Source organism: Ruegeria sp. CF3, assembly GCF_056537365.1.
This window is the reverse complement of sequence record NZ_JBQFRK010000001.1, coordinates 1,117,127-1,131,947: the sequence shown is the minus strand read 5'-3', so window position 1 is coordinate 1,131,947 and position 14,821 is coordinate 1,117,127. Positions and strand designations below refer to the sequence as shown.

General features: G+C 54.2%; 15 protein-coding genes and 1 pseudogene. 13 read left to right on the top strand and 3 right to left on the bottom strand.

Translation table 11 applies throughout. From position 1 onward, the window contains the following. Window position 1 precedes the first annotated feature (1 nt). From ACR0KC_RS05705 to ACR0KC_RS05680, 6 genes and pseudogenes are all read left to right on the top strand, one after another. Window positions 2–748 carry an SDR family oxidoreductase gene (locus ACR0KC_RS05705; protein ID WP_170597107.1) on the top strand — a complete coding sequence of 249 codons (747 nt, stop codon included), beginning with the start codon at window positions 2–4 and terminating at the stop codon, window positions 746–748. Then, the gene (locus ACR0KC_RS05700) at window positions 745–2,646 is read left to right on the top strand and encodes a propionyl-CoA synthetase (RefSeq protein WP_480771585.1); all 1,902 of its coding nucleotides are present in this window, start codon (window positions 745–747) and stop codon (window positions 2,644–2,646) included. The genes ACR0KC_RS05705 and ACR0KC_RS05700 overlap by 4 nt, the downstream gene beginning before the upstream one ends. Beyond that, a complete protein-coding gene (locus ACR0KC_RS05695; RefSeq protein ID WP_170597109.1) occupies window positions 2,643–2,987 on the top strand; it encodes a RidA family protein in 345 nt (114 codons plus the stop codon). Before ACR0KC_RS05700 ends, ACR0KC_RS05695 begins: the two co-directional genes overlap by 4 nt. 14 nt (window positions 2,988–3,001) lie before the next feature. After that, the gene (locus ACR0KC_RS05690) at window positions 3,002–3,745 is read left to right on the top strand and encodes an amino acid ABC transporter ATP-binding protein (protein WP_480771584.1); all 744 of its coding nucleotides are present in this window, start codon (window positions 3,002–3,004) and stop codon (window positions 3,743–3,745) included. 318 nt (window positions 3,746–4,063) lie between these two features. Further along, window positions 4,064–4,324, top strand: a pseudogene (locus ACR0KC_RS05685) (IS6 family transposase); the annotation flags it as partial. Between the two features lie 681 nt (window positions 4,325–5,005). Further along, complete coding sequence (locus tag ACR0KC_RS05680) at window positions 5,006–5,713, top strand: IS6 family transposase (RefSeq protein ID WP_480705367.1); 708 nt, start codon at window positions 5,006–5,008, stop codon at window positions 5,711–5,713. A gap of 270 nt (window positions 5,714–5,983) precedes the next feature. Here the strand turns inward: ACR0KC_RS05680 and ACR0KC_RS05675 are convergent, their stop codons facing one another. Continuing rightward, a complete protein-coding gene (locus tag ACR0KC_RS05675; RefSeq protein ID WP_480771583.1) occupies window positions 5,984–6,883 on the bottom strand; it encodes a LysR family transcriptional regulator in 900 nt (299 codons plus the stop codon). A 96-nt stretch (window positions 6,884–6,979) separates the two neighbouring features. Here ACR0KC_RS05675 and ACR0KC_RS05670 point away from each other — a divergent pair, with 96 nt between their 5' ends. Together ACR0KC_RS05670 and ACR0KC_RS05665 are read left to right on the top strand one after the other, a co-directional pair. Next, complete coding sequence (locus ACR0KC_RS05670) at window positions 6,980–7,627, top strand: class I SAM-dependent methyltransferase (RefSeq protein WP_480771582.1); 648 nt, start codon at window positions 6,980–6,982, stop codon at window positions 7,625–7,627. Window positions 7,628–7,693: 66 nt separating this feature from the next. Then, window positions 7,694–8,167, top strand: coding sequence for a GNAT family N-acetyltransferase (locus ACR0KC_RS05665; protein ID WP_480705363.1), 474 nt, complete (start codon window positions 7,694–7,696; stop codon window positions 8,165–8,167). Here ACR0KC_RS05665 and ACR0KC_RS05660 read toward each other — a convergent pair. Beyond that, window positions 8,134–9,141 (bottom strand): AraC family transcriptional regulator, encoded by a 1,008-nt coding sequence (locus ACR0KC_RS05660; RefSeq protein WP_480705361.1) that lies wholly within the window; start codon window positions 9,139–9,141, stop codon window positions 8,134–8,136. The two genes, ACR0KC_RS05665 and ACR0KC_RS05660, sit on opposite strands and share 34 nt — an antisense overlap. A gap of 137 nt (window positions 9,142–9,278) precedes the next feature. On the opposite strand from ACR0KC_RS05660, the gene ACR0KC_RS05655 reads away from it, so the two are divergent. Together ACR0KC_RS05655 and ACR0KC_RS05650 are read left to right on the top strand one after the other, a co-directional pair. Then, window positions 9,279–10,106 carry a Rossmann-fold NAD(P)-binding domain-containing protein gene (locus ACR0KC_RS05655; protein ID WP_480705359.1) on the top strand — a complete coding sequence of 276 codons (828 nt, stop codon included), beginning with the start codon at window positions 9,279–9,281 and terminating at the stop codon, window positions 10,104–10,106. 28 nt (window positions 10,107–10,134) lie between these two features. After that, window positions 10,135–10,539, top strand: coding sequence for a DUF4345 domain-containing protein (locus ACR0KC_RS05650; RefSeq protein ID WP_480705357.1), 405 nt, complete (start codon window positions 10,135–10,137; stop codon window positions 10,537–10,539). 108 nt (window positions 10,540–10,647) lie between these two features. On the opposite strand, the gene ACR0KC_RS05645 is transcribed toward ACR0KC_RS05650, so the two are convergent. Continuing rightward, window positions 10,648–11,628: a hypothetical protein gene (locus tag ACR0KC_RS05645; RefSeq protein WP_480705355.1), complete on the bottom strand. Its 981-nt coding sequence runs from the start codon at window positions 11,626–11,628 to the stop codon at window positions 10,648–10,650. Between the two features lie 205 nt (window positions 11,629–11,833). Between ACR0KC_RS05645 and ACR0KC_RS05640 the strand changes: the two genes are divergently transcribed. From ACR0KC_RS05640 to ACR0KC_RS05630, 3 genes are all read left to right on the top strand, one after another. Continuing rightward, window positions 11,834–12,811, top strand: coding sequence for a serine hydrolase domain-containing protein (locus ACR0KC_RS05640; RefSeq protein WP_480705353.1), 978 nt, complete (start codon window positions 11,834–11,836; stop codon window positions 12,809–12,811). 606 nt (window positions 12,812–13,417) lie between these two features. Continuing rightward, complete coding sequence (gloA2, locus tag ACR0KC_RS05635; RefSeq protein ID WP_480705351.1) at window positions 13,418–13,825, top strand: SMU1112c/YaeR family gloxylase I-like metalloprotein; 408 nt, start codon at window positions 13,418–13,420, stop codon at window positions 13,823–13,825. Between the two features lie 43 nt (window positions 13,826–13,868). Further along, window positions 13,869–14,693, top strand: coding sequence for a TauD/TfdA dioxygenase family protein (locus ACR0KC_RS05630; protein ID WP_480705349.1), 825 nt, complete (start codon window positions 13,869–13,871; stop codon window positions 14,691–14,693). Window positions 14,694–14,821: the final 128 nt, after the last annotated feature.

Below are 14,821 nucleotides of genomic sequence, written 5' to 3'. Positions count from 1 at the left end.
GATGGCTGACACTCCTATAGCAGTTGTAACCGGGGCCGCGCAGGGCATTGGGCTGGCCTGCGCCGAGGCGCTGAGCGAGGATGGCTACAAGGTCATTCTGGTCGACATTCAGGACAGCGTGCGCGAAGCCGCCGCGACCGTTGGCGGGGTAGGAATGGTCTGCGACATGGGCGATGTGGACGCCATCAGCGCGATGTTCGACACGGTTGAGGCCGAGCATGGCCCGGTCGCGGCGTTGGTGAACAACGCGGGTGTCGCGATGCCGGGGAATTTCCTGGACTATGATCTGGCCGCCTACGACCAGGTGATGGATATCAACCTGCGTGGCGTGTTTGTGGCGATGCAGCGGGTTGCGAACACGATGGTCGAGAAAGGCATCGAAGGTGCGATTGTGAACATGTCGTCGATCAACGCGCAGGTCGCGATCCCTGCGATCCCGGCCTATTGCGCCTCGAAAGGCGGGGTAATGCAGCTGACCAAGGTTGCTGCACTGGCGCTGGCTCCGAAAAACATTCGTGTCAATGCGGTTGGTCCCGGCTCGATTGATACCGAGATGATGGCTGGTGTGAATGCCAACCCCGAAGCCTTCAAGATGGCGATGTCGCGCACGCCGATGGGCCGCGCAGGCACCGCGCGCGAGATCGGCGATGTGGTGGCGTTCCTGTGTTCCAAAAAGGCCAGTTATGTCACTGGTGAAACGATCTATGTCGATGGCGGTCGCCTCGGCCTGAACTATGTGATGTCATGAGCTACACAGACGCATATGCAAGCTGGCAGGCCGACCCCGAGGCGTTTTGGGGAAAGGCCGCCGAGCAGATCGATTGGTTCACGCCAGCCGAAAAGGTCTTTGACCCGGATAAAGGCGTCTACGGGCGCTGGTTTGCAGGGGCGACCTGCAACACCTGCTGGAACTGTGTCGACCGCCATGTCGAGGCCGGGCATGGCGACCGCAAGGCGCTGGTCTATGACAGCCCGGTCACGGATACGGTTCGGACCTTCAGCTTTGCTGAATTGCAGGCCGAAGTCGGCGCGTTGGCCTCGGTCATGCGGGCGCATGGCGTCGGTAAAGGCGACCGCGTTGTCATCTACATGCCGATGGTGCCGCAGGCAGTGTTTGCAATGCTGGCCTGCGCTCGTTTGGGAGCGATCCACTCGGTCGTATTCGGCGGCTTTGCACCCCATGAACTGGCCACCCGCATCAATGATGCCGTACCCAAGATGATTATCTCGGCCTCCTGCGGGATCGAGCCGGGTCGGATCGTGCATTACAAACCATTGTTGGATGCTGCGATTGAGGAAGCCACCACCAAGCCCGCGCACTGTCTGATCCTGCAACGCGACATGGAACTGGCAGAACTCACTCCGGGTCGCGACCTGGACTATGCCGAACTGGTCGGCGCAGCAAAGGCAGCATGGGAAACCACGGAATGTGTGCCGGTCGATGCGACCGATCCGCTGTACATCCTGTACACTTCCGGCACGACCGGCCAGCCTAAAGGCGTTGTGCGCGACAATGGCGGGCACATGGTGGCGCTGAAATGGACGATGCAGCACCACTATGGGATCAAACCCGGTGAGGTGTTCTGGGCAGCATCAGACGTGGGCTGGGTCGTTGGGCACTCCTACATCTGCTACGGGCCGCTGCTACATGGCTGCGCCACCGTGGTCTACGAGGGCAAGCCGGTGGGCACGCCCGACGCAGGCGCCTTCTGGCGAGTCATTCAGGATCATGAGGTTGCAGCGCTGTTTACCGCCCCGACGGCTTTCCGGGCGATCAAGAAAGAGGACCCAAAAGGCCAGTTGATCGGTCAGTATGACTTGTCCAAATTCAGCACACTCTTTCTGGCCGGGGAGCGCTCGGATCCAGCGACGATCCAGTGGGCTGAGCAGAAACTGCAACGTCCGGTGATCGACCATTGGTGGCAAACCGAGACCGGTTGGGCCATGTCGGGTAACCCGGTGGGATTGGGGCAGTTTCCAGTCAAATACGGCTCGCCCGGCAAGCCGATGCCTGGGTACGACATACAGGTTCTGGACGACGAGGGGCATGGGGTCAAACCCGGCACTCTCGGCAACATCGTGTGCAAGCTGCCGCTGCCGCCCTCGGGTTTTCCGACGCTTTGGAACGCGCCGGAACGGTTCCTGACCTCGTATATGAACGAATTCCCCGGCTACTACGCCACGTCGGATGCGGGGATCATTGATGAGGACGGGTATGTCTTCATCATGGCGCGCACGGATGACATCATCAACGTGGCCGGGCACCGCCTGTCGACCGGCGCGATGGAGGAGGTGATTGGGGCGCATCCCGACATCGCGGAATGTGCTGTAGTCGGCGCGGCGGACGCTCTGAAAGGTCAAATGCCGTTGGGTTTCTATGTGACCAATGATGGAGCCGAACGGGATTCGGCAGAGTTGGAAAAAGAGTTGGTCGCGCTGATGCGGGAACAGATCGGGGCAGTCGCATCCTTTAAAACCGCCATTCCGGTCAAGCGGTTGCCGAAAACGCGCTCTGGCAAGGTTTTGCGCGGGACGATGCAGAAGATTGCCGACGGTGTTGAATTCAAGATGCCGGCCGCAATCGACGATCCGGCCATTCTGGATGAGATTTCCGATGCGCTGAAGGGCCGGGGGCTGCTGAAATGATAGAACGTCTCCACACCGGTGGCCGAATGTCGAAGATCGTCAAGCACAATGGCGTCGCCTATTTGTGCGGTCAGGTTGGTGCGGGTGACAACGTCACCGAACAAACGCAGGACTGTCTGTCGCGCGTTGATGCCCTGCTGGCAGAGGCGGGCTCGGACCGCGAACATATCCTGCAGGCTATCGTCTGGCTGCGCGATATGGCGGATTTTGCTGAAATGAACGCCGTCTGGGATGCCTGGGTGCCCGAAGGCCATGCGCCCGCCCGAGCCTGTGGCGAGGCCCGTCTGGCGCGGGATGTATTGAAAGTCGAGATCATCATCACAGCCGCAATAAAAACCTGAAGGGGGGGATTGCCATGTCCGAAACACCAGCCGTCAGACTAAGCAAAGTGGAAAAATACTACGGATCTTTCCACGCCCTCAAGAACATTAATCTGACCGTGACGAAGGGCGAGAAAATCGTCGTCTGCGGACCTTCCGGATCGGGTAAATCGACAATGATCCGGACAATCAACCAACTTGAGGAACATCAGTCCGGTCAGATTGAGATAAATGGCCACGCGATCAGCGCCGAAGATCCGAACATAGACAAGATGCGGCAGGAAGTAGGTATGGTGTTTCAGCACTTTAACCTTTTCCCTCACATGACGATCCTTGATAATTGTACTCTGGCCCCGATGCTGGCCCGCAAAATCTCGCAGGCCGAGGCCGAAAAGACCGCGATGATGTATCTGGAAAAAGTCCAGATCGCTAATCAGGCCCCGAAATATCCCGGCCAGCTGTCCGGCGGCCAACAGCAGCGCGTGGCCATCGCGCGGGCGCTTTGTATGAAGCCCGACATTCTACTGTTTGACGAACCTACTTCGGCTCTGGACCCTGAGATGATCGGCGAGGTTCTGGACGTTATGGTGACGCTGGCCCAGGAAGGGATGACTATGATTTGCGTTACTCATGAAATGGGTTTCGCACGGAAAGTAGCAGATCGGGTTATCTTCATGGATGCTGGTGAAATCATCGAGGAAGACGACCCGGAGAGCTTCTTCAACAACCCCAAGAGCAAGCGCACAAAAAACTTCTTAGAGCAAGTTTTAGTCCATTAGGGAGTAAAAATTCGCTCTTTTGAAAACCCAATCAGCATGTCGCCGAGCTATCGCGCTTTTTGCTGAAACTCTTGGTGTGGCTGTTTCTTTGGAACATGCAAATTCTTCCTAGGTAGAAGGCAATATGCCCAATGAAAATGCTTATCTTCGCTCATACTCAGTTTAGGTTGGCATTCGAAATGCTCGATAGAAATGGCTATGGTCCATTTCTCTATACAAACTGAACGCTTGGTGGAGACTTGTCAGGAGAACTTTTTCTTGGGTCTTGTCAGAAGAACTTTGCTTGAGCGGGGTAGGGGTGTTGCGTAGCTTTTGCCTATGACCAATCCTGCCTCTTTCAAGTACTTTAAAACCAGTCCCGAAATCATCCGCCTTGCGGTGATGTTGTACATCCGTTTCCCGTTCTCGCTTCGGAATGTCGAAGATCTGTTGCAAGAGCGAGGCATCGACGTGAGTCACGAAACTGTCCGGTATTGGTGGAACAGGTTTGGCCCAATGTTTGCTGCTGAGATCAGACGGAAGCGTGTTCAGCAACTGCGCGCGTTCTCCAAATGGAAGTGGCACGTGGACGAGGTTTACTAAATCCGCAACTGAAGTCTGTACCGCCTCCGCTGACCCGGCCTCCGGCTGCGCCAGCAAACGTTCGAAAATTCCGGAGGTATTGTCAGAAGAACTTGGGTTGAGCGGGGCAGGGGTGTTATGTCACTCTCCGTCGACTGCGAAGAGGAAAACGCTCATCTTTTCAAGTTCTTAATTCGATGCGAAGTTTCGGAAGCTGATTGTGCGAGACGCAACAATGCCCGGACCGTGTACTCTACCAATCCGGAAAACGTGTCGTGAAATAGCTGGGGGTCTGACTGTAAACAGCCGTTTCAGCGTGGATCTTAAGACAATGCCCACTGTTGTTTTCGCGGGGCTTCCGTTCTTTGGAGAGTAGCCAATCGCTTGCCGCGTTTCGGTGATATCCCAGCGCATCCCCGGGTTATCTGACATTAGGTTCAGGGCTGCGAAGGAAATGTCCTTGGCATCTATTGCGGCGCGCATTCCGCCTAAAAAGTCCCGATCGCTCAGCCACATTTCCTGACCCCATCGGCCCATCGCCATATGCGTGCCGGGCTGATTGTCATGAGTCCATTGCGTCCATCCGATGCGCAGGCAGATGACCGACAGTCCGTGATGCTCGGCGAAATAGGCTCCTGTCCGGGTCTTGTCAGAAGAACTTTGCTTGAGCGGGGCAGGGGGGTTGCGTAGCTTTTGTCCATGACCAGACCTGCTTCTTTCAAATACTTCAAAACCAGCCCTGAGATCATCCGCCTTACAGTGATGCTGTACATCCGTTTCCCGCTCTCGCTTCGGAATGTCGAAGATCTGTTGCACGAACGCGGGATCGACGTTAGCCACGAAACCGTCCGATATTGGTGGAACAGGTTTGGCCCAATGTTTGCTGCTGAGATCCGAAGAAGGCGTGTTCAGAAATTGAGAGCATACTCCAAATGGAAGTGGCACGTGGACGAGGTTTTCGTGAAGGTGAATGGCAAACGCCACTACCTCTGGCGGGCCGTCGATCATGAGGGCGAAGTGCTGGAAGCAAACGTTACCAAACGTCGAAACAAGCAAGCAGCATTGAAATTCCTCAGGAAATCGATGAAGCGGCACGGTAAAGCTGAAGAAGTAGTCACCGATCGCTTCGCGTCGTATCGAGCTGCTCTTAGAGAGCTCGGCGCTACCGAAAAACAGCAGACGGGCAGGTGGCTCAATAACCGTGTCGAGAATTCGCACCTTCCTTTCCGACGGCGTGAACGCGCCATGCAACGTTTCAGGCGCATGCGAAGTTTGCAGAAATTCGCCTCCGTCCATTCCTCTGTCTACAACCACTTCAACCAGGAAAGATCGCTGACCAGCCGAGACACCTTCAAGCTGACCCCTGCCGCCGCTCTTAGCGAGTGGCGTCAACTTGGTGCTGGATAAAGGACAGCGTCACTGGCCTAATAGAGACTGGTTCGAATTCGTCTGACAGCACCGCCAAGGCAACTATCGACCCGAAAGACCAAGAAGGGAAGATCGCATGCGGTTATGACGTAACGCGAAAGCGCTTTCAAGCGACCTGGGATTGGATATCAAATCTTCGACCTCGAACGTCTGCGATGAAGCGCAAAGCTGCCGTTTGGGCCAACTGCTGCGATGGTCCGCTCCGAGCCAGAAGCAGACTCCAGTTCACGACACCAGACCAACTCACGTTCAATAATTTATCCGCGAGCCGAGATGGTCTGCAAGCTGATCAAAAACCAACCTGATCCTTCGCGCTGTTTGTAACTCAGAATGTGTGGCCAACCAGATAGGAAATTTGAATGGCTCACGTTCGGGTAGAACTCGCTCCACGCCGGGTGTAAGGGCCGCCACATCGTCTGACATAACACTAATGCCGAAGCCTTGGCGCACAAGCTCCCATGACACTATCCCGCTCTGCGATCCAATGCGGAAATTCTTGCGGGTTACTTCGATGCCAGCCGGATTGAGAAATCCAATCATCGTGTCAATGTCGCCTAAACCGACGAAATCCAACTTGGCAAGTTCGTCTTCATTTCTTGGTCGTCCAACGTGTTCGAGGTACGAAGGGGCAGCGTAAAAATGTGCCGTCGCTTCTGCCACCAGCTTTGCAATCAGGTCCGGCTGTGTAGGGCGTACATGCCGAATGGCGATATCTGCCTCGCGCCGCTGTATGTCTCGTATGTCATTTGCTGCCACCACGTCGATATCAAGCCGCGGTGCCGCGAGCCTGATTTGCTTAAGAATGGGCGGCAGCTGATAAGCTGACATCACGTCAGAGGCAGTGATCCTGACTTGCCCTTCAATGGCTTGCGACTGGCTTGTCGCGGTCAGAGAAATCCTGTTCGCAACAATTGCCATTTCACTGACATGTACCAACATCTCAGCACCAGCGGTTGTCAGATTAAGCGACTTGCCAACCCTTTCAAACAAGATGACGCCGAGCGCCTGTTCCAGCGCGGCGACTTGCCGACCGACGGTTGGTTGGGTCTGCCCAAGCACGCGCGCTGCCGCGGAAAACGAACCTTCTTCTGCCGTTGCAAGAAAGGACCGAGCCTGGTTCCAATCGAAATTGATAGCGTTCCAATTCATGCATTAATGCATAACAGTTCTGCAATATCTGGCAATTCCATAAAATCGCGTTTTAATTTACTGGCTGCTGTGAAAAGTTTGAAAGAGAGATCAAAGATGGCTGCATTGTCCAAAGATGCCGAGTTCTGGAGCAAGATTTCGCGCAAATATGCGGCTGATCCTATCCGGAACATGGAAGGGTATCTGAACACGCTCGAACGTTCAAAGTCCTACCTGCAAGCCGAAGACAGTGTATTGGAAATCGGGTGTGGAACGGGGTCAACCGCGTTGCTACTGGCACCGCATGTGGCGCAAGTCACTGCCTCCGATCTCGCACCGGGGATGATCGAAATCGCAAACGAGAAACTCGCTGAAGAAGAGTTGGAGAATGTCACGTTCAAAGTGGCCGAGGTTCTACAGCACGATCCTGACGACGGTTCTTACGACGCTGTCCTCGCACATAATCTACTGCACCTTGTACCCGATATGGGCCATGCACTCGAACACATTGCGACCCTTACAAAACCCGGTGGGGTATTCATTTCCAAGACCGTCTGCGCTCCAGAGAGTGGAAGGTTCAAATATGGCATAATCAGCCGAATAGCGATCCCGATTATGCAGGTGCTCGGGAAAGCTCCGTTCGTAAATTTTGTATCCGTAGCTCAACTCCAGCACGCTGTTGAACGTGCGGGCTTCGATATCGTTGAGACAGCGGATCAAGCCGGGTTGTTGCCGAGCCGGTACATTGTCGCGAGAAAGCTGTGAAACAGTATTCGCGCCAGAATTACTTTGCATGCGAGGGACATCTCGGGCCATCAAATGAGTACAATGATGAACGATGGGATTTCATTTGCGCGCCTTTCGGAAATCGACCCGAATGACATTTCGGTTCATATGTCCGACCCCCGGGTAGCAGAGCATATGCCGCTTTTGACGTTCAAATGGAATGTTGAGGTCGCAAGAGAATTTATCGCCAAAAAGGAAGGCTACTGGGCGCGGGACGGTCTTGGACATTGGGCGTTTTTGTCAGGCGGTCGGTATGTTGGATGGGGGGGCTTTCAAAAAGAAGGTGGCGAGTGGGATTTTGGGTTGGTTTTGCGGCCCGACGCCTTTGGACTTGGGAAACGGATTTCCAAAATGGCAATCGACTTTGCGATCGCTGACAAACGTATCCCCTTTGTCACGTTTCTGCTGCCACCAAGTAGAAAAAACCTGGGTGCACTCCGGAAACTCGGTGCCAAACACATCGGCGAGATCGAATACGAAGATGCTCAGTTTCTCAAGTTTCGGCTGGATACGGAGTGAACTCTGTTCTTCCTGATTTTTCCCGGTGGTGCGCCAAATACCCGTTTGAAGGCTTTGTTGAACGCAGGCTCAGACAGGTATCCGATGTCAACGGCAATCTGCGAGATAGGCTGATCGGTGGACACCAACCTTTCGCGCGCCAGATGCATACGCCACGTTGCAAGATACTGGATTGCCGGAACGCCTACCAACTCAGTAAACCGCGCCGCGAACGCGGATCTGGACATCCCAGCAACCTCCGCGAGAGACTCGACTGTCCAAGCCGCAGCAGGCGTACGGTGAATGGCGACTATCGTGCGCCCGATCTGCGGGTCTCGCGCCGCTTTCAGCCAGCCGCGGTTTGCGTCTGGTGCGCTGTTCAGCCAACGACGAATGGCCTCAATGACAACCACATCGGCCAGTCGCGTGATCACGGTTTCGCCGCCCGGTCTCAATACCCGTGCCTCTTTTGCGATGAATTGCAAAGTTGCTTGTAGCCAGCTTCCGGCATCCTCTTCCCACGGGTCGATTTTGAGCACATCCGGAAGCAAGTGCATCAACATACCACTGGCGGCGTGATCGATCCTGACGAGGCCGTACATGATGCCCGTCTCCGCGCCGCTGCCGCCGTATTCCAGTGTTTCATAAAGCTCGGTCACCTTGCGTATCGGCAGCTCTTCCAGAGTTAAAAGCGGGGTGTCTTCCGAGCTGAAGAAACCGACCGGTGCGCCGCTGGTCATCAGCACCAAATCGCCTTTTTCGACCTCGAACGGGTCATCGTAACCGACCTTCATGAAACACCGCCCGTGTGTGATAACCGCAAAGCTCAGTACGCCGGGAAAACCTGGGATGGATACGCCCCATGGCGCTGTCATGCGAGACTGGCAATAGAATGTACCTGTCAATTTCAGCAAATGGAGGATTTCCCCCAGCGGATCGCCGATCGGCTGTGCCAGTGCATCTGGGTCAGGGACATGCGGTTCAACCTTGTTCATGTGGGGACCTTGGCTGAAATTTAGCTCTTCGTCTATTTACTTTGGACGATCGAATAAGAATTTCAGATTCTGAAGAATAGAACATCTCTATTTATTACCTAATTTCGGGCCATCAAGTGAACTCATGGAGATGACCAATGATACAGCAGCCCATTCTTGTACTTGGCGCAACAGGCAAAACCGGATCGCGGATCGCGACACGTCTGGAAGAAAAAGGGCAGGCAGTCCGGCGCGCATCGCGGAACAGTGAAACGCCATTTGACTGGGACCAACCACAGAGCTGGCCCGCAATCCTGGAAGGCGTCTCGTCTGCTTATATTTCTTACTTTCCTGACATCGCTTTTCCAGGCGCGGTTGAGCAGGTCGAAGCGTTCACAGCATTGGCTCGTGAAAAGGGACTACGGCGTCTTGTGCTGCTAACCGGGCGTGGTGAGTTTCATGCGGAACGAGCGGAAGCAGTCGTACGCAATTCCGGAGTTCCGTTCACTATCGTTCGTGCTGCATGGTTTGCGCAAAACTTCTCTGAAGGGGCATTGCTTGGTCCGGTCATGGCAGGTGTCTTGCCGATGCCCGCCGGCGATGTACGCGAACCAATCATCGACGTGAACGACATCGCCGATGTTGCCGTAGCTGCTTTGACAGAAGAAGGACACGATGGCGAACTGTACGAGGTCACGGGACCACGTCTCATGACGTTTGCCGACATGGCCGCAGAGATTTCGCGCGCCATGGGCAGCACTGTGCAATACCTGCCAATTTCATTCGAAGACTTCCACGCGGAAATCGCGCATGCGAATGGCGAGATGATTGCTGATGTGATTACGGACATCGCGCGTGAAACGCTGGACGGGCGCAATGCGAACCTCGCGGACGGGGTCCAGCGTGCGCTTGGACGCGCGCCACGCGACTTCGCCGACTTCGCAAACAAAGCTGAATTGTCTGGCGCGTGGACCAAAGCCGCATAAGCCAGGCCAAGGGATATTGGAGACAAACATGAAACTTGAAATTAGAGGCAGACTTATCTTGGGCATGTCCGGATTAACTGCATTCGCCATAGGTCTGGCCATCACTCTGGACCCACAGTCTTTCTACGCCAACTACGGCATCGTACTCTCGCCGCAGCCAAACCTGATGAGTGAGTTGCGTGCACCTGCTGCCAACCTCTCGGTACTTGGCCTGATCATTTTGTGCGGAGCATTTTACCAAAAGTTGGTCCAGGCCTCAGCCTTGCTTGGGGCTACGGTTTTCTCAGCTTTCGCCGTGGGCAGAACAATCAGTTTCCTCCTCGATGGTTGGCCATCCGATAACATTCTTGCCGCATTTGCGATAGAGGTTTTGCTTGCGGTGTTGTGTTTGTGGGTTGTCGGTGGAAATGCGAAATCTGCAGCGCCAGCCTAAGACGGCTTTGTCCGCAAAGCAGACATTGAGTGAAACTCACTGAACGTCAACATCGAGCCCACAGCAGAAAGGCTTGAAGGGTAGCGCGCCAACGGTCTGCTTTTCAGTTCACTTGCAGATCGGCAATTCCAGTGGTGGCTGTTTAGGCAAGGATGCTCTCCAACTATTTATGATCGGTTGGAGGCTGCTTTTGGGCCAAAACTTTGGTGCGCCAATCGCTTTTAGGCAAGCTGCGTTCCAATAAACTCCAGCTCGAGAAAGTGATTTTCCCTTTTTTAACGCTTTGGCGACAGCGTTTATGTCTTTGGATTCTGGGTAGATGTAGAGGGTCGTCGGGTTCCCTTCTACAATTGCCAATATCTCTTTTGAGGCGGATTGTGACCAGGTTGTGCAACCATTGCTACGACCACCAGTGTAGTTCACAAGTTTTCCGTAGGGGACATAACCGTCGTTGTCTGCATGAGTGCTTCTAGGTTTTTTGAACCTACACTGCCACTTCAGGAAGACAGCTGGATGGCCTCCGATGGCGCGCTCGCGAGCATTGCTCGTTTCTCCTTCACCATCAAACAAAAGAAACGTGCGGTAGAACGGCTGAGTTTTGCCGGAATGACTGTGGTAACCTTTGAAGGACGTGCGGGTTTCAGCCGTCACATAGGCACCTCCGGTGGTTAGTTTAGAGCCCTCTGCATTGCTGAAGTTCTTCGCACATTGTCGGCCATTCGAAAAATTGGCGCGCAGGAGTTTTCTGCCGTTGCCATAGCCGGACGAAACCGCTCGGAAGGACTTTTGTGACTCGCAGATGACAAAAAAACGCTTGCCCGGATTGCCGTTACTTGCAGTGCTGGGGCGGGTCGCATCCTTGGCAAGGTAGCAAGGGTTCCTGACTTCGCCTCGGCGTAGTTTCTTGATGTAAAGCGCTCGTGCCCTTTCCAAAACGATTGGCGCGATTTGCCCTTCACCTGTACCGACGTGCTTTTGTAGCCACGCTGGAACATCTTGCGTTATCGCATTGGCGCGGTCCGGTAGGGTGCCCACCGACATGGCGATTGTTATGACCGAGAGTGCGAGACGGAGTGAATTCGTTAGCAACGGGAGATCTCCTGCTAGAATGTCCTCGGGGTCAGTCTAACACAATTCGTAAACGCAAGGATGCTGGTCAATTGTACGAACGAAGCCTTCCGTTGCCTCAAATCCCATTTTTTGTTTGCGGAGGCTTTCTTACATCTTGGACAATAAATCTTGGGATGTTGCGTAGGTGTCTGGACATTCCGAGATTTGCTTCCAAATGAAGGCCATGATCACACGTCGAAAGCTCCTGTTGGTTACCGCAACCGCAATTTGTGCTCCGTATATTGCGCGGGGACGAACGGTGGCGCTGAATGATGCAATCAGCGGTCTTCCGCAGTTGCATTCACTTCAAATTCAACGCGGCGACGATGTCATTTTCGCGCAGGCCTATCAGGGTGCAGGCCTGGATAGGCCGGCCAATATTAAGTCTTGTTCGAAAAGCATCGTGGCTTTGTTGTTGGGGACAGCGATTGACCGGCAGGAAATTCCATCTGTAGAATCCACCTTGCAGGAGGTCGCTCCACGGCTTTTGCCCGCTAATACGACAGCCGGTTCCGAAAGCATTACGATGGAGGATCTGGTGACGCTGCGCGCAGGGCTCGAAAGAACTTCGGGCAGCAACTACGGAGAATGGATCAACTCTCCCAACTGGATCGCAGACGCGTTGACACGACCGATGGTTGCTGAGCCCGGACAGCAGATGCTCTATTCTACCGGATCGACCCATGTGCTTGGTGCAGCATTGACCGTTGCAACCGGACAAAGTCTATTGAGACTGACGCGTGAAAGGCTGGGTGCACCGCTTGGTATCGAGATACCTGCTTGGACGAGGGATCCACAGGGCTACTACTTGGGTGGAAATGAGATGGCGATTACGCCAAGATCGATGTTGAAAATCGCGGTCCTGCTTCGGGACCGCGGGGCTTTTGCCAATAGGCAAATCATTCCTGAGCGTTGGGTCTTGGAATCGACCAAGCCACACGGCCGTTCGCCTTTCTCCGGTTTGGATTACGGCTATGGCTGGTTTCTGTCCCCTTCAGGCTATGAGTTGGCACGTGGATATGGGGGCCAAATCATAGCGGCGCATCCTGATCGAAACCTTGCTGTCGCAATTACATCTGATCCTACGCGTCCGGCGCGTTCTGGAGGCTATTTTGGAGAATTGGTCAGATTGTTAGATGGTCCGATTTTGAATGCTACCTAGACGTTTCATAAACACTGCTTAGAGTTGGTCACGCTTGGCCTGGACAGCGCTGAACTATCAAACAGCCTTCGTCTTCCGTGGGCGGTGGAGCAACAGGAGCGCCGATTAAATTGCTATTTTGAAAGGTGAAAGAGGCGGTGGCCAGCTTTACTATGTTTCCAAAATCTCGCTTTGCCGGTCCAGTCATGTCGGTCAAAGATCCCGTTCAGATTTGGCTTGCTTGAGTGGCGCGATCCGTGCGCGGCATTGAGGACACTCCCAACTGGCGCAACTGAGACCGCTTCGAATCTGTCTTAGAGCAACACTCATTTGTTTCAAACGAGTTTGTAGGCAGCCTAGTTTGGCGGCATAGGCTCTCAACTCAGAGCTCACGAAGCTTGGTATTTAAGGTGTGTCTCGAATCGCGACCTGCCACCGGCACGAGTTGCCTAAAACAACGACGTTGAGCCCACAGACGCTTGATGAATACTGCTTTGTTTTCCTGTATTGTTCGGTTGCCAAATTTGGCCAAACGCCTTTTGGTTTTCTCGATCAGTTTTGAAAATGAAGCGAAGAAATACCTCAAGAGTTCGGCTTAGCTAATTGATTAAATAAGGATACAGGCCCGTGACCAGTCTGAAAGCAATCCACCATGCTGCAGTCATTTGTTCGGACTATGAACGGTCCAAGGCGTTTTATTCAGAGACGCTTGGTTTGAGGATTGTTGCTGAGAATTTCAGGGCTGAGCGGCAATCTTGGAAGCTGGATTTGGCGTTGCCGGACGGTTCTCAGATTGAACTGTTTTCTTTTCCCAACCCGCCCAAACGCACGTCTCGCCCCGAAGCGCGAGGTCTGCGGCATCTTGCGTTTGTTGTGGATGATATCGAGGCGCTGAAAGACAGTCTGGAACAGAAAGGTGTCCTCGTCGAAGACATCCGTGTCGATGAATATACCGGCCATCGGTTCACTTTCTTCAGCGATCCGGACAATCTTCCATTGGAGTTGTATGAAGCCAAGCCGATTGCATTGAAGTGATATGTCTCGTCTTCTAGGCTGAGCGAAGCAGGGAGGAGGGCGCATGGAAGTAAAACCTCTCACGGGTGGATTGGGTGCGGAAATCGTCGGGGCGGACATCCGGTGTGAAGATCAATTCGACGCAATTAAGTCAGCCTTCGCAGAGTATTCCGTTATCGCACTGAGGGGCCAAAGCGTTAGTCCACAAGAGCATCTGACCTTTGCGAGAAAGTTCGGCCCAATCAACGTGAACCGATTTTTCAAACCGGTTGACGGCCACCCAGAGATTGCCATGGTATTGAAAGAGAAGGATCAGAAAGAAGCTGTGGGAGAGGGGTGGCATACTGACCACTCTTATGATCAGGAGCCTGCTATGGGCTCGATCCTGCACGCCCTAGAGGTTCCGCCCCAGGGTGGCGACACGCTGTTTGTGTCGATGGCTGCTGCCTACGAAGCTTTGTCGCCCACGATGCGTGGTTTCTTAGATGGTTTGTGGGCGGTGCATTCCTCTCGCCATGTCTTTGGCGCCAGCATCATGGAAACAGAAGCCGCAAAAAGCGGCCGTTTGGGTAACGCCGAAGCTGCCACGCAAGACGCTTTGCACCCCGTTGTCATCACGCACCCTCTCAGCGGTAGGCGAGGGTTGTTCGTCAATCCCGTGTTCACGACCGAAATCAGAGGCTTGAGCGCGGATGAGTCTGCCGCGGTGCTGGGTATGATTTACGATCACTGCAAGCAGCCTGAATTCCAATGTCGTCTGCGTTGGCAGGAAGGGGATATCGCCATTTGGGATAACAGAGCGACGTGGCACAAGGCGATCAACGACTACCATGGGTTTCGACGTCTTATGCACAGGGTGACCGTGGAAGGGGTCGCTCTGACGCATTGATGCAAGTGGCGCTCGGCGAATTGCTGCGACTCAGTCAGAGTGTCGGCACGCCGTGAATCTCTTCGGTTCCCTATGATCGTTTTGGATGAGGCATCTAACGTCTCGTTTTTAGACATGTTTTCTGAACT